Below are 18,964 nucleotides of genomic sequence, written 5' to 3' on the forward strand. Positions count from 1 at the left end.
ATGTTTGGGCGAACACAAGGTTCGCCCGGAGCGGGCCTGTGGCCCGCGTGCGGAGCTGGAGCTCCGCGCCCCCGGGCGGCAGATTAATGCATTTTCAACCGCGGTTTAACAAAGCGGTTTGCCTGGCCCACCAAGTAGATCAGCATCGCCTTGGCCCAGCCGTGCACCGCGGCCAGGTGCATGCGGTAGAGGGAGCGGTAGGCGAGGCCGGCGATGCGGCCCTCGATGGTGAGGCTGCCCTTGACCAGTGTGCCCATCAGGTTGCCCACTGCGGTGTGCTTGCTCAGCGATACCAGCGAGCCGCGGTCGCGATAGCGAAACTGCTTCAGCGGCCCGCCCTCGATCTTCGCGATCAGGTTGTGCTCGGCCACGCCGGCCATCTGCTGTGCCGCCTGGGCGCGCGGCGGCACTCGCTGTTCGGCAATATCGATACAGCCGGCGCAGTCGCCGAGAGCGAAGATGTTCGGGTCGCTGGCCGACTGCAAATCCGGCGTGATTTCGATCTGGTTCAGCCTGTTGACGGCGAGGCCGTCCAGCTGGGCGAGAAAGTCCGGCGCCTTGACGCCGGCAGCCCAGACGCGGACGGAGGCGGGGATCTTCTCGCCGTCCCTGGTGATCAGCCCGTCTTCGCTGGCCTCGGCCACGGCGCAGCCGGTGAGCACGCGCACGCCCAGTTTGCTGAGTTCGCGCTCGGCGTTGTTGCCCAGGCGCGGCGGCAGCGCCGGCAGCAGGTGTGGTCCCGCCTCGATCAGAGTAATACTGAGGGAATTGCGCTGGATATGGCCCCGATTTGGAGAATAATAGTTGCCCATCTGCCGGCTGGCATCCACCAGTTCCGCGGACAGTTCCACCCCGGTGGCGCCGCCACCGACAATGGCGATCTGCACTTTTTCTGCGGTGCGGGTTTCCAGTTGCAGGAAGCGGTCCAGCAGCAGGCGGTGAAAACGCCGCGCCTGTTCACTGCTGTCGAGAAAAACGCAGTGTTCGCGCACGCCGGGGGTGTGGAAGTCATTGCTCTGGCTGCCGATGCAGAGCACCAGGTAGTCGTATTCCAGTTCCCGCGCCGGCACCAGCTGCCGGCCCTCGTCGTCGACTACCGGCGCCAGTTCGATGACGCGGCGCTCGCGGTCCAGGTTCTGCAGGCTGCCGAGCTGGAAATTGAAGCCGTTGGCGCGCGCATGTACCTGGTAATTGAGCGCGTCCAGGCTGGAGTCCAGCGCGCCAGTGGCCACCTGGTGCAGCAGGGGTTTCCAGATATGGGTGCGGCTCCTGTCGACCAGGGTGATCTGTGCGGCGGGGGACTTGCGCCGGCGTTTGAGGAATGGTGTGAAACTGAAATGGTGGCCGAGCCGGGTGGCCAGTTGCAGGCCGCCGGCACCGCCGCCAACGATTACGATTTTCTTCATAACTATGGTCTTCCTGAGCTTGCAAAAAAGCCGATTCCCCAATCTGTGAAGACCATTTCTTCTTGTGCCGCTGAACAGTTTTTACAGGCTTTCCTTAAAACTTCGGTCCTTCCCGGCGCACCCTACGGTGGAAGTTCTTGGGGATGCCCTTATGTGTATCGGCGGGCTGTTTGACAGGTAGTATCTCCCGCCAAATCCGGTTTGGCAAATTCAGATCTGACTGTGCAGGCTTTCCGCTTCCCGCGCGACCAGTTCGCGCCAGTGTCCCTTGTGCAGGAGGCGGACTGGCCGCAGTGCCGACCCGACACTGGTCACCGTGCCGATAATCGCCGCCTGGCTGCAGCCGGCCTGCTGCAGCGCCTGCAGGCAGTCCCCGGCGCTGTCCGCCGGCACCGCGGCCAGCAGGCCGCCGCAGGTCTGCGGGTCGGCGAGCAGTTCCCAGTGGGGCAGCTGCCGCCATTCCTGCGGGTTGTCGATATGGCCGTAGGCGGCGGCATTCTGCGGCTGCAGGCTGGAGAGCCAGCCGTGGTCCGCGCAATAGGCCGCGCCGGGAATCAGCGGCAGTCGCTCGGCGATCAGGGTCGCGCCCAAGGTGGTGTCCTGGCGCCGGTCGCCGGCGAGCATTTCCAGCAGGTGGCCGAGCAGGCCAAAGCCGGTGATATCGGTCAGCGCATGGGCGCCGTGGCGGGCGAACAGCTCTGCGGCCGCGGCATTGCTCTGCAGCATGGTTTCCAACGCCTTCTGCACCCAGCGGCCCTTGGCCTTGCCCAGGCCCTCGGCGGCGAAGATAGCGCCGGTTCCGAGGGGCTTGCTCAGTACCAGGCAGTCGCCGGCGCGGGCGCCGGTTTTCTCCAGCAGTTGGTCCGGGTCGGCGAGGCCGTTCACTGTCAGGCCCAACTGCAACTCCGAGCCCTCGGCGGTGTGGCCGCCGGCCAGGGCGCATTGGTGGCGGTTGAGTTCGCAAACGACTCCGTCCAGTAACTGCTGTAAATCGCGCCGGGTGAGTTCGGCGACGGCCAGGGGTAGGGTCACCAGCGCCTGGGCGGTGATCGGCCGCGCATGCATCGCGAACAGGTCGGACAGGGCGTGCAGCGCCGCCAGGCGGCCGAACAGCCAGGGGTCTGCGACCAGGGCGCGCAGCTGGCCGGAACTCTGTACCAGCAGTTTGTCCCGGGGCAGCTCCATCACCGCGGCGTCGTCGCCGGTACCGCCTCGTAAAAAGCCGGACTGCTGTACCGGCAGCTTCTTTAGTGTGCGGTGCAGCACCTCGGCCCCGCAGCCGCTGCAGCGCGTGGCCGCGAGGGTTTCGCCGTGGCGCTCGCTGATTATTTCCCGCGGCCGCATGGATTCCCGCTTGCCCATGTCATGTGCCACCGGCAGCTCGCTGAAGCGCTGCATAAAGCGCTGGTCGATATAGTTTTTCCAGCGCCACAGGGGGCCACCCACCAGGGCCATGCCGTTGCGCACCGCCACCGCGCGCTGGCCGCCGCAGGAGAGCAGGCTGAGGAAGTGTCTCTGCGGGCGATAGTCTTTCAATGCCTTTCCAGTCAGGGTCGCGCGCAGATTGTGGAACAGCACCGGCCCCTGGCGTACCGCGTAGACGCCGGCTTTCGGCAGCGGCTGCCCGGCGAAGCTGGCCACATCGCCGGCTGCGAGTACATTGTCATGGCCGCAGGCGCGCAGCTTGGCGTCCACCAGCACGAAGCCCTGTTCGTCCAGGGCCAGCCCGGAACCGGCCAGCCAGGGCGGGGCACAGGCGTTGGTGGCCAGCAGCACCCGGTCCAGCGCCAGCGCCTGGCCGTCCTCGCCCTGCACGCCCTCTTCGGTAATCGCCGCCACCGGCCAGTTGCGGTGCAGGCGGACACCGAGCCGCTTCAGTTCCCGCGCCACCAGGCTGCGTGCCAACAGCGGATAACCCTCCGGCACCCTGTCGCCGTTGTGGATCAGGTGCACCTCGACGCGGCCGGAGTAGAGCTGTTCCTCCAGCGCGTGGGCCATGGCCATGGCCAGCTCGCAGCCGCCGGCGCCGCCGCCGACCACGCCCAGCTTCAGCGAGGCGCGACTGTTGTGCACGCGCTTTTGCAGCTGCTGCCAGTAGCGGTGGAAGTGCCCTATGGGCTTGATCGGGATCGCCAGTTCGGAACCCGGCAGGTCCCGCGCCGGCGTGGTGCCCACGTCCAGGGACAGCAGGTCGTACTCCAGGTCCGGGCGTCCGAGCAGGGAGATCTTTCTCTCCAGCGGATCGATATCGTGGGCGAAAGCCTGCATGAAGCGCGCGCCGGCGGCGCGGCACAGGCGCCCCAGGTCGATATGGGTTTCGTCCAGCCGATAGTGCCCCGCCACCATCCCCGGCAGCATGCTGGAGTAGGTGGTCTGCACCTGGGGGGAAACCAGTGTCAGGCGCGCGCCGGGCAGCGGGTTCATGGCCCACATCTGCAGCACTATCGCATGGGCGTGGCCGCCACCGACCAGGACTATGTCCTGGTAATTGGGGTACTCCTGCATGGTTTCTCGCCGGCAAAAAAATGAAAGGGTGCTGTAACTGTCGCGGCGGAAAAACTGCGCGACATAAACTGCCGCATATTCTAGCCGCTGGATAAATAGTAGACAGCCTGCGGCGGCGCGCGGGCGCATTATCGCGAATGCCGGCGCCAGCATAAGTCTTTACCGAGCGGCACTTAAAATTGGTCGATCGGCAGCAGGGCCGTTCGGAGCTTTCAACTTGGTCTTTACTTATTGGGCCCAGCTTTGCCTCGGGGTTCGCTAAATTCATTCCGGCGCCGCTTTTCAAGAATGCCACTAAAGAGTTCCCAGCTTATCGACCCGGTCCGACGCCTGCTGTGGTGGCTGGTCGCTGTGCTGTTGCTGCTGGGCGTCGCATCCATCACCGTCTCCACGCTATTGACCCCCTATATCGAAAGGTGGCTGCAGCAGCGCGGGCTGCACGGTGAGATCGCCCACCTGCGGGTTTCGATCCCGAACCTGCGCGTCGTCGCCCGCGGCATAGATATAGAAAATGCAGACGGCCGCGGCTTCCGCGCCCGGGAACTGATGCTCGACTACAGCTGGTGGCAACTGTTGCGCGGCAACGTGCGACTGCAGCGGGCCTTCCTGGACGGTGCTTACATGGACCTGGAATCCAGTATCGGCGAGCGCGGGCGCCAGTGGGAGATCGGCGGTTGGGCGCTGGGACAGGGGCCGCGCAGGGATCGCGATTTTGAACTGCTGTTGGACTGGGTGCGCATTCGCGACGGCACCCTCTGCTATCGCCACCGCCCGGCCTGGTCCTCTCCGAGCTGTGTCGGGTTCGACAACCTGCAGCTGCGGGACTTTTTACTGGGCATGCAGCGACGCGGCGACGAACCGCTGGATCTCACCATAGGTGCGCAGAAACTCAGCCTGCGCAACCTGCTGATGCAGGAGAAAAACTCGGGCAAAGTCGATACCGCGCTGGTGAAACTGGAACTGACCGGAGGCCTCTACCGGCGTCCCGGCAACCGGATCACGGCGGACGAGTTGGCGGCGCGCATGTTCGGCAGTTGCCCACCGCAGCGCTGGGCCGACGCATTGCCGGCCCTGGGGCGCCTGATAGGTCACTGTGGCGTCGCGCGGCGGCTGCAGCTCGAGGGGGATCTGCTGTTCAGCTTCGGCAGGGGCGCCGAGGTGCGCTGGCACCGCGCCAGCGGCCAGGGCATAGCGTTGCGCCACGCCGGTCGGCGCTGGCACAACTGGCGCGCGCAGACGCTGTCACTGGTCGACTTCGACTATGTCCGCGCGCAGAAAAAGCTGAGCTGGCAGAGCGGCGGCGCCAGCGCCTTCTACTGGTGCCCGACGGGCCTGCGCAACCAGGATCATCACTACTGCGTGCGCGCCGGCACCCTGCAGCTGCCGGACCCGGTGGCTTTCGACTGGAGTAAGAAACTGGCGGTGAACACCGGCCCCGCCCGCCTGCAGCAGGTGCAGCTGCTGGACCTGGAGGGTGATATCCACAATCCGCTCACCGCCCACCTGGCGCTGCTCGGCGCACTGGAATACAGCGGCACGACGCGCCGGCTGACAATCGGCAGCGTGGAACTGGAGAGCGCCATCGGCTGTATCCCCGGGCAGCTGTGGCAGCGGCCGGATTACTGCCTGCGCCTCTCCGGGCTGCACAGTGCCGAGCCGCTGCAGCTGCGTTTTGCATCGCGCGCACAGCAAAGCCCCTGGGGATTTGCCAGCGGCCCGCTGAAGCTGGCCCAGTTCCGGCTCGGGCTCGAGGGACAGCCGCAGTTGCGGCTGCAGAAGCTGCATTGGCAGCGTATCAATCTGTTCGGTGCGGAGGCGCCGTTGCTGCTGCAGGATTTCGGCCTGCAGTCCCTGTCCGGCTGCCTGCCGGATGGTTTGTTGCCGGCGAAACTGCAGCCACTGTGTGCGGAGTTGGCGAACCTGCGCGGGCGTGGCAACTTCGCCTGGCGGGGCGGTGAGGACGGCTACCTGATAGCGGGCGAACTGCAGCTGCAGCGGCTGCTGCTCGCGGAGCAGTTGAATGGCGACAGGGGGTTGCTGCTGCAGAAACTGCACACCGGCGAAGGCTTCCTGCGCCGCAATGCCGACAGCGACCACCCCTGGGTCGACCGCGGCCAGAGCGGCTCGGTGGCAATGCCGGTCACCGCGGGACAGCCGCCGAGCCCGGAAATGGAAAGCGGTGGGGATGAAACCTACGGCGATGAAAAAGGCCTGCTGCCGGAGGAACTGGCGCAACGCCGCCGCGACGGCCCGACGACCGCGGATGGTGCCACGGATGACGCTGCACGGCTGCCGGATATCGCCAGCCCCAATCTGCAGCTGCGCAGCGCTTCCCTGAGCCGCCTGCAGGGCTGTCTGCCAAAAAGCTGGGCACAGCTGCTCTATAAAAAGCCGCAACAGATGCCCGCCTGCTTCGACCTGCGCAACCTGCGCCAGCACAGTCCATTGGCCGTTGCCTGGCAGGGCGGTGTGGACTTCAAGGCGGGACAGCTGACCCTCGATCACGCCCTCGCCAAGACCCCGGCGGGAAGGGAGCTGCTGCAACTGAATGGCCTGCGCCTGCCGGCCGCGCGCCTGCGCTATCTGCCCCCGCCGTATCGCAGCACTTACGTTTCCCTGCCGCAGTTTTCCGTGAAAGACTTTTCCGCCTGCCTCGCGCCCGGAACGAAAGCTCCGGCCCTGGATATCCGCTGCGCGGAACTGCGGGATCTGCGCCTGGGAGAAAACTTCGAACTGGCTGTCGACAGCCGAAAAGTTTCCGCGGACCTGAGCGGCACACTGGCGCAGCGGATAATGCTGGTGGAAGAGGGCGAGCAGTATGTCGTCGATCTGCAGAAACTGTTGGCGCCGCAACTGGAAATACGCTGGCCCCGCGGCGCAAACAGGCCCACCGAGTTGAAGGTGCGGAATCTTACCGCGGCTGAACTGCACGCCTGCCTGCCCCACGACTTTACCCTGCGCTCCGGCCTGCCGCGCTGTGTTTCCGCGCAGGATCTGCGCAGCGAGGGAACTGGGCAGGAAACCGGGCTCACCCTCGGCGAAACACAACTGAAAGTGGCGCCGGTGGCGGAGTCCCTGTGGACCATCGATGCCATCGAGGTGGCGCGAGTGGCGCTGACCCCGCAGGCACTGGAACTGCACGGACTGGAAGTGCGCAGGCTGCTCGCCTGCGGGCTCCGGACCCTGGTGCCCGAAAACCTGCGCACCTGGAGCATCGCAGATTGCGTCACCGCGGAAGAGTTGGACTTTGCCGGCGTCAACCGCATCGGCCTGACGTCCGCCGCAACAAATCTGGAACTGGGGGCGCTGCACTCGGAACCGATAGCCCTGTGGCAGGAGGAAGGTGAATACGCCGATATGGGGTTCCAGCGGCTTAGCTGGCAAAAACTGCGCTGGAACGGTGGCCGCACCCTGTGGGTCACGGATCTACGGGTGCACGACTTCCGCGGCTGTCTCGCCGGACCGGTAAGGCAAATGGCCGAGGATATCGCCGCGGCGATGGAGGGCCCATTGGGAGAGGGCTGTATCCGCCTGGGTGACCTCTACCTGCCCGGAACCCAGGCGATCTCGCTAACTGCGCCCTTTTCCATCGGCGGAAGTGTTCAACTGACGGGGCTGGCCATCGGCCGTGAGTCCGGTGAGCCCTGGGAAATTGCCCAACTGCAACTGGACCATCTCGCCTATGGTGGCGACGAGGCGTCGATCGGCAGCCTGTCCGGCCTGAGCGGTTGCCTGCCAAGCGGTGCCCTGGGGGATACGCGCCTGGCGCCCTGTTACCAGTTGGGGCGCGTCCGGCTTGGTGCTATCGAGCGCATCGATACCGCCGCGGGTCGCATCACCGAACTGCGCGGTTTCTCCATAGAAGGGTTGCGGCTGATCCAGCCGGACTACCCAGCGGGGCTGCCGGCGCAGCTGTTGCAACTGGAATCCCTCTTCTCGGAGCGCTTGCGCTTCGGCACCGGTGCCGTGGTGGCGGAACAACTGCAACTGGAGAGGGTCACCGGCTGCTTGCCCCGCGGCTATATCGAACGCGTGGACCACTGCCTGGTAGTGGAACGCGTCGCTACCAGCGGCAGTTATCGCGCTGGCGATGAGGGCCTGGCGCTGGCGCAGCTGCGGCTCGAAGGTATACAGCTGTTGTCCGGCGACGGGCGACAGCTGGTGCGCGGGGAAAGTGTCACAGTGGAGCAGCTGCTCAGCAACAGGGCGCAGTTTCGCTTCCTGCGGGCGGAAGCTGCGGACTTCGCCCTCTTCGAGCGGCCCGAGGACGCGCCGGAATACCATCGACATTCCGTGGTGGGCCGGCTGGCGGGAATGGCGGTGGAGCAATTTGAGTACGACAAGATCGGCCGCCAACTGGAGATCGTCAAGGTCGACGCGCTGCGGCCCCGCCTGATAGTGGTGCGCAATCGTGCGGGGGAATACCCGCTCCTGCAGGAGCTCGCCGTGCTGACCGGTAGGGGTGAAACGCCGCTGGTGCGCGCGGCGGAAGCCGTGACCGAAAAGCTGGGATTTCGCTACCTTATCCACGAACTCGACGTGCGCTTCGGCACCTTCACCTGGGTGGACCGCGGGGGCCAGTACCGGGCGCGGCTGCCGATCAGGGCCATCTACCTGACCATGCTCAATGTCAGCAACCACCCGGAGCACCCCTCCTCGGTAGTGCTGCTGAACGGGCGCCCCGGCGGCTTCGGCGAGTTTCAGCTGGCCGGCACCATCGACTACTTGGGTATCCGAAAATGGAACGCCAACCTGACCGGCTATATCAAAAATACCAGCCTGATCCCGGCCACGCCCTATATGGCCAGGCTGCTCGGCTACAAGATACTGCAGGGGCAGCTGGACGCGGTGTTGAATATCCGGATACGCGAAAACAAGGTCGATGCCTTCGCCGATATGGAACTGAACAAGATCAAGGTACGCCGCGTGCGCGAAGATGATCAGCTGCCGGTGGAGTCGTCGTTTATTCCGCTGGATATTGCGCTGATGCTGCTGAAGGACGGCCAGGGCAATGTCCGCTTCCAAATGCCGGTAACCGGCGATCTCTATGACCCGAAATTCTCCTTCAGCTTCATCTTCAGCCACCTGTTGCAACGGGCGATCCTTGAATCCCTGCTCAGCTATTTCACCCCGATCGGCTTCTACACCCTGGCCAAGTTCGCCTGGGGAAGGTTCCGCGCGGTGGATTTCGACCCGATTACTTTCGAACCCGGCAGTGTGGAACTCAGCGCTGAGGCGCGGGAACAGCTGCGGGAGATGGTCGACACCCTGCGCGAGCGGCAGGACGCCCGCCCCGGCATCTGCGGTATCGCCAATGCGCGCGACTGGCACGCACTCTACCCGAACTCCACTCCCGGTCTGGGCGGCAGCCGCAAGGCGCGCGAGTCCTTCTATCGCCATCCGCCGCTGATGTTGTTCGAGGAATTCGAGCGCCTGGCGCAGGAACGCAGCCGCAAGGTAGAGAGCTTCCTGCTGGATGCGGGCATATCCGCCCGCGAATTGATCCCCTGCGCGCCGGACTACAATGGACGTGATTTCGACGAACCGCGGGTGGAATTCTCCAACTAGCGTCTCCCCTTTAGGGAGAGGGGGCGCCGCGGGTAATACTCAAAGCGGATACTTTGCAAATGGTGAAAACTATGGCCATGAACCTGGCACAGAAACTGATCCGGAACCATCTCGCCAGCGGTTCCATGGAGCCGGGCACCCCGATCGAGCTGAAGATCGACCAGACCCTGACTCAGGACGCCACCGGTACCATGGTGATGCTGGAATTCGAGGCGCTGGGACTGCCACGGGTAAAGACCGAAGTGTCCGCCCAGTATGTCGACCACAACCTGCTGCAGACGGATTTCAAGAACGCCGACGATCACCTGTTCCTGCAGAGTGCCTGCCGCAAGTACGGCCTCTGGTACAGCCGACCCGGCAACGGCGTCAGCCATCCCGTGCATATGTCCTGCTTCGGTATTCCCGGCAAGACGCTGCTCGGCTCCGACAGCCACACCTGCGCCGCCGGCTCCATGGGCATGCTGGCGATCGGCGCCGGTGGCCTGCAGGTGGCCATGGCCATGGCCGGCGTGCCCTTCGCACTGAAGATGCCGAAAGTGCTCGGCGTAACCCTCGAGGGCGAACTGCCGCCCTGGGTCAGCGCCAAGGACATCATCCTGGAAATGCTGCGCCGGCAGACCGTCAAGGGCTGCGTCAACAAGATCGTCGAGTATCGCGGCCCCGGCCTGGAAAAACTCACGGCGATGGATCGCCATGTAATCGCCAATATGGGCCAGGAGATGGGCGCCACAGCCAGCGTCTTCCCCGCCGACGATGCCGTGAAAGCCTTCCTGAAGCAGCAGCAGCGGGAAAATGACTATGTCGAACTGAAGGCCGACGAGGGCGCGGGTTACGACGAGGAGGACACCATCGACCTGTCCAAACTCGAGCCGCTGATTGCCTGCCCGTCCAGCCCGGACAAGGTGGTACCGGTGCGCGAGGTGGCGGGCAGACCGATCTACCAGAGCTATATCGGTTCCTCCGCCAACCCGGGCCTAAGGGATTTCGTGATTCCCGCGCGCATGGTCGCCGGCAAACGCGTCGACGACAATGTCTCCTTCGATATCAACCCCACCTCGCGCCAGTTGCTCGAGGAAATCAGTCGCAGCGGCGACTTGACGACACTGCTGCAGGCCGGCGCGCGCCTGCACCAGACCGGCTGCGGCGGCTGCATCGGCATGGGTCAGGCCCCGGCCAGCGGCCGCATCAGCCTGCGTACAGTGCCGCGCAACTTCCCCGGTCGCTCCGGCACCAAGGAGGACCAGGTCTACCTGTGCAGCCCGGAAGTCGCCACAGCCAGCGCGCTGAAAGGCGAGATCACTGATCCTCGCGACCTGGATATGGATTACCCGACGTTTGAGGAACCGGAAGAGTTGCCGGATATGCGCCCCCTGCTGCAACCGCCGCAGGACTCTTTACCTGAAGGGGCGATAGCGGTAGAGGTAGAACTGGTCAAGGGCCCCAATATCAAGCCATTGCCGGACTTCGAGAAGCTGCCGACAACCCTCAAGGGACCTCTGCTGCTGAAGGCCGGCGACAATGTCTCCACCGACGAAATACTCCCCGCCGGCGCCGAGATACTGCCGCTGCGCTCCAACATTCCGGAAATCAGCCGCTACACCTTCTCCCGCGTCGACGAAAACTTCTACCAGCGCGCCATGGACCTGAAGGGCGACTGCTTCGTCGTCGGCGGAGAGAATTACGGTCAGGGCTCCAGCCGCGAACACGCCGCCATAGCGCCGCGCTACCTGGGCGTACGCTGCGTGATCGCCAAGAGCATGGCCCGCATCCACCGCCGCAACCTGGTCAACTTCGGCGTACTGCCGCTGCTGTTCAGCGACCCTTCCGACTACGACAAGCTGGAACAGGACGCGGCGCTGGAAATCGACAAGCCCGTCGAGCAGCTGAAACCCGGCAAACTGGTGGAGCTGAAAAACAATACCACCGGTGAAACGGTAGAACTGCAACACGATCTCTCCGAAGAGGAGATAGAGACCCTGAAGGCTGGCGGTCTGATTAATGAGGCGCGGGAGAAGCACCTTACCAACGGCGATCAGTAGACCAATAGCGATACTCCTTAGTCTTCGATCCACTTCGAATATGTCTATCTTGGCATCTCCGGTTGAACAGAGTTCTGATAATCCTGACAGCAGAACCTGCCAGTCGCCGAACGCTGGTCCGGCCGCATTTCAGGCCATTCTCGGACTTCGCACGTGCTAAGGGGTTATGGCCCTGCTCGCAATACTGTTCGATTTTATCATTTGGTTCCGGTTTTTTTGTGATCTGCGTCACATCGTTTGCGCCGGCACAGTGCACTTGTTGAAATCACTCAGGCACAATTTTCTAATTCGATCTCCTATTGAGTCTTTAGGGGAAATTTGAAGTGTATAAATACAAAAATCTGGTGGTTGGCCTGGTTCTGGGAGCTGTTTCTTCCGCGGCGGCGGCACAAGAGGTAGGCAGTGAGTCCGCGGAATACCGCGGCAGCTGGGGCCTCAGCGGCGAGATGATCAGTTTCAACAGCGATATCGCCGCGGCCAACGGTATCTCCGACAGCGGTTTTGGGCTGGGTGTGAGCTACAGCGGTGAAAAGGGCCTTTTCAACTTTACCGCCGGTGCCAGCTTTTTCTTTATCGATGATGAGGACGAGTTCTCCCAGAGAGTGGAAAACGACTGGACCGGCGACGAGTCCACCGAGGATTCCAGCATCGATGCCGGCTCCCTCTATTTCGACGGCGGTATCCAGTACCCCCTCAGCGACGGCTTTGCACTGGGCCTGAACGCGGGTTATCGCTACTTTGATATCGATCGCGGTATCACAAATTGTCGCAATTGCTATAGCGAGGATATCAGCATAGAAAGCGACACCTACCTGAAGCCCTTCGCGCGCTTTGCGTTCAATGAAAGTATTTCCGGCTCCCTGGCCTACTTCAGCTATACCGGCGATAAGGGCGCGGAAAACTCTATGCAGTTTGAGGTAAGCGTGAGCTTTTAACATGGTGCTGGCGGCTGCGCGCCGCCACTTTTATGCTCTCGGAAATCCCGCCTCATTACTGCCGCGTTGCGGTTTCTCTACAGCTTCCCCCGGAAAATCAGTCGCGACCACCCGACGTCAACCGGTCCACCCGCAACCGCTCCCGCCCGTCGAACAGCCGCCGCGCGCAGACGGCCACCGCGGCGAAGGTGCCGAAGCCGGTGCCGGCGGCAATGGTGAACATGATCAGTATCTGGTATTTCACCGCCAGTGCCGGCGGGCTGCCGGCAAGTATCTGGCCGGTCATCATGCCCGGCAGGGAGACGATGCCGGCCGCGGCCATGGAATTGATAATCGGCATCAGCCCCGCGCGCATGGCCTCGCGACGGAAGTCGCCGCAGGCCCGGGCCCAGGGTTCGCCGAGCATCAGGCGGTTTTCGATGATATTGCGGGAGCGGCGGGCGCTCTCGGTGAGCCGGTCCAGGCCCAGGGCCACGCCGGTCATGGTGTTGCCGAGCAGCATGCCCAGCAGCGGGATGGCGTACTGGGGTTCGTACCAGGGCTCTGGGCCTATCACCGCGATCAGGGTCAGCACCGTCACGCTGAAGGCGGAGATAAACATCGACATTGTGCCGATGGCGAAGCTCCAGCCGCCGCGCAGCCGGTATTTTTGCCGGGCGACCACTTCGCGACCGGCGAGTAGCAGCATGGCCAATCCCATCAGCGCCACCCAGTGCAGGCTGCCCACCGCGAACAGCGCCTCCAGTACGACGCCGATCAGCGCCAGCTGGATCGCGGTGCGCGCCGCGGCTACCAGCAGGGATTTTCCCACGCCCAGGCGTGCGACAAAGGTACAGGCGGCCAGCGCCAGCACCAGGGAGGACGCCAGGGCCAGTTGCCACCAGGACAGGGCGATGGCATTCATTCCCGAAGCTCCCGTTCCACCAGTCGCGAGTCCTCGATGTGGAAGTGCCGCCTGGCCACCCGCCGTATCTGCTCCCGATCGTGGGCCACCCAGAGTACCGGCCAGCGGTGTTCGCGAATCACTGACTGCAGCCATTCCTCCACCTGCCGGGTGGTCTTGTCGTCCAGGTTGGCGGTGGGTTCGTCCAGTAGCAGCGCTTTCGGTTCGCGGGACAGGGCCCGCGCCAGGGCCAGGCGCTGCCTTTCCCCGGATGACAGCCGGTCTATCGACCAGTCGGCTGTTTCATCGCCGAAGCCCAGGGCGTTAAGGGCCTTGGGCATGGGTTTGTCCAGGTGCGGGCCTACGGTATCGAACCACCAGGCGCTGTCCGTCGGCACCATCATCACCGAGCGCCGCCAGCGGTGGCCGGGCACAGAGGCCTGCTCCACATCGCCCAGGCGCACTGTTCCGCTGTGGGGCTCCAGGTCCGCGACTGCCCTGAGCAGGCGGCTCTTGCCGGCACCGGAAGGGCCGGACAGGCAGACGATCTCCCCGGCAGCCACTTCCAGGTCGACTTTTTCCAGGTCGCCGATAGCGACGCCTTTGAGGGTGAGTTTCGCCAATGTTCTGTCCGTTTCGCCCAGCCTTCTTTTCTTGTTCAGCTGAACTGGTCGACGCCCCGCGCCATCATCGCCGCGAACAGCAGTATGCCCACGATCGCCGCCAGTTCGATATGTACAATCCTGCGCATCAGCTTCCTCTGGTTCTCACTGACATCCGGCAGCTGCCCCTGTTTCAGGGATTTGTTCCAGGCAATAAAGCGCACCGTCGGGTAAATGGACAGGAAGGCGGCCAGGAAAAACAGGCCCAGTTTTGCGTGGAAGGCGCCATTGTGGAAATAGTAGGCGGCGCCCTTCTCGAAATAGAAAACCCGCAACAGGCCCGCCACCAGCAACAGGCCGGCGGAAATGCCCAGGACCCGGTCGATGACCTGCAGCTTGCGCGCGCTCTCAATGGTGAACTTCTGCCCCAGCAGCACCAGCTCCATGGCGATGGCGGCGACCAGGGCGAAGGCGGTGAGGTGGTGCAGGAAGGCGAACAGAGTGGGCATCAGTGGTCTCCCGTATTCCATTAGGGGTCGTTCTTTTTCAGGATGCAGGAGAAGTTACCACAGGTGGCGTGAAAGTTGATTCATTGCTTTCACTGACCTGGGTTTAGTTCAAACCATTGCGTGCACTTTCCCGGTCAATGCCTCTACCAATTGCTCCACAGACCGGAGTGCATCCTCGATCGATTTTCGGTGCCTGTCATCACCGAACTCCTGGTACTCGATGCGAATCTCGTGAAAGTCCTCGACACCCAGGTAGTGGCCCAAGGTGCGCACATGGGGGCCCAGGTGGTTCATGGATTCCCGGATGCCGCCAGCCCCGAAGCCGAACTCGCCACTTGCGCTCAGCAGCACCAGGGTCTTTTTGGAGAGCACAGGCTCCAGCGGAAAGTCGCCGCGGTCCAGATCGAAGGTGAAGGTTTTGTTGACCCGAATCACCTGGTCAAACCAGGCTTTGAGGCTGGCGGGCATGCCGTAGTTGTACATGGGCGTAGCGACCAGTATCAGGTCTGCCTGTGTCACCTCATCGATCAGCTGGTCGGACAGCGCCAGCAGTGTCCGCTGCTCCCTGCTGCGCCGGGCCTCCGGGGTAAACGCCGCGGCTATCCAGTCCTGGCTGATAAAGGCCGGCGGCATCGCGCCCACATCCCTGTGGATGAACAGATCTCCGTTGTTGTGCTTGTGCCACTGCTCCTGAAAATGCCGCGACAGGAGCCGGGACAGGGAGCGGTGGGCCGGCACTTCACTGTCGGCGCTGCGCGCACTTGCGTCTATCTTCAGTATCTTTTTCATATTGGACTCCGGATTTCTGTCTGGGTTTGTACTGCAAATATGCTTTCCGGAGGCCGCGTTGACAAAGGATGCTTTCTCACCTATAGATGAAAAAATTTCATCTGTGGGCGGCGATATGTACAGTGGTTTGAGCAACCTGAACAGCATCCGGGTATTCGAGGCTGCCGCGCGTCTCGGGAGCTTCAAGGCCGCGGCGGAGGAGCTGCATATCACACCCACGGCGGTCTCCCACCAGATCCGCAACCTTGAGGCGCAGCTGAGCACGGCGCTGTTCGAGCGACGCACACGCGCGGTGCATCTGACCGGGGCCGGCCGGCGGTTGGCGGACGCCGCGCGCCTGTCCCTGCAGACTCTGGCGGATGCGATCGAGGAGATCGCCGGCCAACCCGAGACGCTCACCATCAATACCACCAGTGCCTTTGCCTCCCTGTGGCTGGTGCCGCGATTACAGGGCTTCTACCGCGCCTATCCGGACTTGCGGGTGGTGGTGCAGACCGATGAGCGGTTGGTGGATCTGCAGCGCGATCGGCGGGTGGACGTTGCCATTCGCTACGGGCGGCTGCCGGCCGAGAGCGGGGCGGAGCTGTTGCTTCGCGAGGAGTTTGGAATTTACGGCACCGCCGACTGCATCGCGCGGCTGGAAAAAGGCGAGCCGGTCCCGCTGTTTGAAACCCGCTGGAAGAATCCCCGGCTGCCCGCCATTACGGCGTCACAGTGGCGGCGGCGCTTTGCGCCGCGTGGAAAAAGGCCGCCGCAACACAGTTACGACCAGGAACTGCATGTAATCCAGGCGGCCCTGGCAGGCCAGGGCCTGGCGTTCGCCAGCAACCTGCTGGTCGAGTCCGCCGTCCGCCACGGCTGGCTACAGCCCTACCGCGCGGAGTGCCGCCTGCCCGGCTTTGCCTACTACCTGCTGGGTGTTGGCGGGGAGCAGCGAACAAAGGTCGAGCTGTTCCGCTCCTGGTTGCAAAATGAACTGCCCGCGGGCCCCGAGCCCGCAAATTTGCAGGTCCCTGAGTGAGCCGCTCTTTGAACCGGCCGCCAATCGCCGCCATAATCCGCTCCTTCCGAACAGAATAACGAGAGCTGTATGACCGACACCTCCGTCTTTGAGGCCACAGAGCGACTGCCGCTGAAGGAATACACAGAGAAGGCGTACCTGGACTACTCCATGTACGTGATCCTGGACCGCGCCCTGCCCAATATCGGCGACGGCCTGAAGCCGGTGCAGCGGCGTATCGTCTACGCCATGAGCGAACTGGGGCTCAAGAACACCGCCAAGTACAAGAAGTCCGCGCGCACCGTGGGCGACGTGATCGGTAAGTACCACCCCCACGGCGACAGCGCCGTCTACGAGGCAATGGTGCTGATGGCGCAGCCGTTCAGCTACCGCTACCCGCTGATCGACGGCCAGGGCAACTGGGGCTCCCCGGACGATCCCAAGTCCTTCGCCGCCATGCGTTACACCGAGTCGCGCATGGGCAAATACTCCGAGGTGCTGTTGTCGGAACTGGGACAGGGCACCGTGGACTGGCAGCCGAACTTCGACGGCACCATGGACGAGCCGGCGGTGCTGCCGGCGCGGGTACCCAACATATTGCTGAACGGCACCACCGGCATCGCCGTGGGCATGGCTACCGACATTCCGCCGCACAACCTGCGCGAGGTGGTCGACGCGACCGTGGCGCTGCTGGAGAACCCCAAGGCCACCGTCGCCGAGCTGTGCGAATACATCCAGGGCCCAGACATGCCCACCGAAGCGGAGATCATCACGCCGCGGGCGGAGATCCAGAAGGTCTACGAGACCGGCCGCGGCTCGGTGAAGATGCGCGCGCTGTGGAGCAGGGAGGAGGGCGATATCGTCATCACCGCTCTGCCCTACCAGACCAGCGGCGCCAAGGTGCTGGAGCAGATAGCGGCGCAGATGCAGGCCAAGAAGCTGCCGATGGTGGCCGACCTGCGCGATGAGTCGGACCACGAGAACCCGACCCGCCTCGTCATAGTGCCCAAGTCCAACCGCGTGGATGTGGACGCGGTGATGAACCACCTGTTCGCCACCACCGACCTGGAGCGCAGCTACCGCATCAACATGAATATGATCGGTATCGACGGCCGCCCGCAGGTGAAGTCCCTGGACAAGATACTGGGCGAGTGGCTGAGCTTCCGCACCGTCACCACCAGGCGCCGCCTGCAGTTCCGCCTCGACAAGGTGGAGAGGCGCCTGCACCTGCTGGCCGGCCAGTTAGTAGCCTTCCTGAATCTCGACGAGGTCATCGAGATCATCCGCACCCACGACGAGCCCAAGCGGGAGTTGATGGATCGCTTCGAGCTCACCGAGGTGCAGGCGGAATATATTCTCGAGACCAAGTTGCGCCAGCTGGCGCGCCTGGAGGAGATGAAGATCCGCGGCGAGCAGGCGGAGCTGGAAAAAGAGCGCGATATGCTGACCAAGACCCTGGACAGCGCGCGCCGCCTGAAGAGCCTGATCAAGAAGGAACTGCTGCAGGCGGCGGGCGAGTTCGGCGATGAGCGCCGCTCGCCGATCGTCGCGCGCGAGGAGGCCAGGGCCTTCAGTGAGGCGGAGCTGCTGTCCTCGGATCCGATCACCGTGGTGCTGTCGGAGAAGGGCTGGATCCGCGCCGCCAAGGGCCACGACATAGACCCGGCCGCACTCAACTACAAGGCCGGCGACAGCTTCAAGTTCGCCGCCCGCGGCAAGAGCAACCAGCCGGCGCTGCTACTGGACAGCACCGGCCGCAGCTATGCGATAGCGTCCCACTCGCTGCCGTCGGCGCGGGGCCAGGGCGAGCCGCTCTCCGGCCGTATCAACCCGCCCTCCGGCGCCACCTTCGAGGGGCTGCTGATGGGCAGCGACGAGCAGCGGGTGCTACTGGCCTCGGACGCCGGTTACGGCTTCGTCGCCAAACTGGCGGACCTGCAGTCGCGCAACAAGGCGGGCAAGGCGATGCTGACCCTGCCCAAGGGCGCGCGGGTGCTGCCGCCCTGTGTGGTGGAGAATCCGAAAGAGGCGCTGCTGGCCGCGGTGACCAGCGAGGGCCGCATGCTGGTGTTCCCGGTGTCGGAGCTGCCGGAGCTGGCCAAGGGGAAGGGCAACAAGATCGTCAATATCCCCTCGGCCCGCGCCGCCAGCCGCGAGGAGGTTGTGGTTGGCATCGCGGTGCTGGAGGGCGATGCCCAACTGGTGATCCACGCCGGCAAGCGCCACACCAGGATCAAGATCCCCGAGCTGGAGCACTACCACGGCGAGCGCGGCCGCCGCGGCAACAAGCTGCCGCGGGGTTTCCAGAAGGTGGATCGGATCGAGGTGCTGGAGAAATAAATTTCTCCGGTGTCTGATCCATAGGGGCGATCCTTGTGATCGCCCTTATTTTTTGTGCCGGTGAATTTATTCAAGGTCTGCTGAGAACGTCGAGCTTGAGATGGAGCCATCATGTAGGAGCTTGCTTGCAAGCGATCAAATCGCCTGGAGCGATTTGACGCAGCGAAGCTGCCCGAAGGGCCGGGCACAGGGATGTGCCCGGCGAATGGAGCGGAGCTCCGTAGCCATTCGCCTGCAAGCAGGCTCCTACGGCCACAATCGTGCCAGCCCCCAGCCCCCAGCCTGAAGTTCGCCGACACTTGGCCCGCGGACCAGCGGGCGCTGCCGGTACTGCTGGCGGCCGCCGACAAGCTGCTGCGGCAATCCCGCTACCCGGAGGCCATCGCCG

Annotated in this window: 11 protein-coding genes; 5 read left to right on the top strand and 6 right to left on the bottom strand. The window is 63.8% G+C overall.

Annotated features, from left to right (window positions below; translation table 11 throughout):
* Window positions 1-83: 83 nt before the first annotated feature.
* Window positions 84-1,406, bottom strand: coding sequence for an NAD(P)/FAD-dependent oxidoreductase (locus AC6R19_RS16450; protein WP_500580941.1), 1,323 nt, complete (start codon window positions 1,404-1,406; stop codon window positions 84-86).
* A 210-nt stretch (window positions 1,407-1,616) separates the two neighbouring features.
* A complete protein-coding gene (selD, locus tag AC6R19_RS16455; protein WP_500580942.1) occupies window positions 1,617-3,911 on the bottom strand; it encodes a selenide, water dikinase SelD in 2,295 nt (764 codons plus the stop codon).
* 288 nt (window positions 3,912-4,199) lie between these two features.
* Between selD and AC6R19_RS16460 the strand changes: the two genes are divergently transcribed.
* From AC6R19_RS16460 to AC6R19_RS16470, 3 genes are all read left to right on the top strand, one after another.
* Window positions 4,200-9,479, top strand: coding sequence for a DUF748 domain-containing protein (locus tag AC6R19_RS16460; RefSeq protein ID WP_500580943.1), 5,280 nt, complete (start codon window positions 4,200-4,202; stop codon window positions 9,477-9,479).
* A 71-nt stretch (window positions 9,480-9,550) separates the two neighbouring features.
* Window positions 9,551-11,518, top strand: a complete 1,968-nt coding sequence (locus AC6R19_RS16465) for an aconitate hydratase (protein WP_500580944.1) — start codon at window positions 9,551-9,553, stop codon at window positions 11,516-11,518.
* Between the two features lie 323 nt (window positions 11,519-11,841).
* A complete protein-coding gene (locus tag AC6R19_RS16470) occupies window positions 11,842-12,453 on the top strand; it encodes an outer membrane beta-barrel protein (RefSeq protein ID WP_500580945.1) in 612 nt (203 codons plus the stop codon).
* A 97-nt stretch (window positions 12,454-12,550) separates the two neighbouring features.
* On the opposite strand, the gene AC6R19_RS16475 is transcribed toward AC6R19_RS16470, so the two are convergent.
* The 4 genes from AC6R19_RS16475 to AC6R19_RS16490 form a co-directional block, all read right to left on the bottom strand.
* Window positions 12,551-13,357, bottom strand: a complete 807-nt coding sequence (locus AC6R19_RS16475; RefSeq protein WP_500580946.1) for an ABC transporter permease — start codon at window positions 13,355-13,357, stop codon at window positions 12,551-12,553.
* Complete coding sequence (locus AC6R19_RS16480) at window positions 13,354-13,959, bottom strand: ABC transporter ATP-binding protein (protein WP_500580947.1); 606 nt, start codon at window positions 13,957-13,959, stop codon at window positions 13,354-13,356. Before AC6R19_RS16480 ends, AC6R19_RS16475 begins: the two co-directional genes overlap by 4 nt.
* 35 nt (window positions 13,960-13,994) lie before the next feature.
* A complete protein-coding gene (locus AC6R19_RS16485; protein ID WP_500580948.1) occupies window positions 13,995-14,447 on the bottom strand; it encodes a DUF2214 family protein in 453 nt (150 codons plus the stop codon).
* A 108-nt stretch (window positions 14,448-14,555) separates the two neighbouring features.
* The gene (locus tag AC6R19_RS16490; protein WP_500580949.1) at window positions 14,556-15,236 is read right to left on the bottom strand and encodes an FMN-dependent NADH-azoreductase; all 681 of its coding nucleotides are present in this window, start codon (window positions 15,234-15,236) and stop codon (window positions 14,556-14,558) included.
* Between the two features lie 115 nt (window positions 15,237-15,351).
* On the opposite strand from AC6R19_RS16490, the gene AC6R19_RS16495 reads away from it, so the two are divergent.
* Together AC6R19_RS16495 and parC are read left to right on the top strand one after the other, a co-directional pair.
* Window positions 15,352-16,257 (top strand): LysR substrate-binding domain-containing protein, encoded by a 906-nt coding sequence (locus AC6R19_RS16495; RefSeq protein WP_500580950.1) that lies wholly within the window; start codon window positions 15,352-15,354, stop codon window positions 16,255-16,257.
* A gap of 69 nt (window positions 16,258-16,326) precedes the next feature.
* Complete coding sequence (parC, locus tag AC6R19_RS16500) at window positions 16,327-18,576, top strand: DNA topoisomerase IV subunit A (protein ID WP_500580951.1); 2,250 nt, start codon at window positions 16,327-16,329, stop codon at window positions 18,574-18,576.
* Window positions 18,577-18,964: the final 388 nt, after the last annotated feature.

The sequence above is a fragment of the Microbulbifer sp. SE14 genome (assembly GCF_059834885.1).

Bases quoted from the DNA above. Each gene is read 5' to 3' on its own strand.
- AC6R19_RS16450 (WP_500580941.1), bottom strand. From the start codon at position 1,406: ATGAAGAAAATCGTAATCGTTGGCGGCGGTGCCGGCGGCCTGCAACTG.
- AC6R19_RS16485 (WP_500580948.1), bottom strand. From the start codon at position 14,447: ATGCCCACTCTGTTCGCCTTCCTGCACCACCTCACCGCCTTCGCCCTG.
- AC6R19_RS16465 (WP_500580944.1), top strand. From the start codon at position 9,551: ATGGCCATGAACCTGGCACAGAAACTGATCCGGAACCATCTCGCCAGC.
- AC6R19_RS16495 (WP_500580950.1), top strand. From the start codon at position 15,352: ATGTACAGTGGTTTGAGCAACCTGAACAGCATCCGGGTATTCGAGGCT.
- AC6R19_RS16475 (WP_500580946.1), bottom strand. From the start codon at position 13,357: ATGAATGCCATCGCCCTGTCCTGGTGGCAACTGGCCCTGGCGTCCTCC.
- AC6R19_RS16490 (WP_500580949.1), bottom strand. From the start codon at position 15,236: ATGAAAAAGATACTGAAGATAGACGCAAGTGCGCGCAGCGCCGACAGT.
- AC6R19_RS16460 (WP_500580943.1), top strand. From the start codon at position 4,200: ATGCCACTAAAGAGTTCCCAGCTTATCGACCCGGTCCGACGCCTGCTG.
- selD (WP_500580942.1), bottom strand. From the start codon at position 3,911: ATGCAGGAGTACCCCAATTACCAGGACATAGTCCTGGTCGGTGGCGGC.
- parC (WP_500580951.1), top strand. From the start codon at position 16,327: ATGACCGACACCTCCGTCTTTGAGGCCACAGAGCGACTGCCGCTGAAG.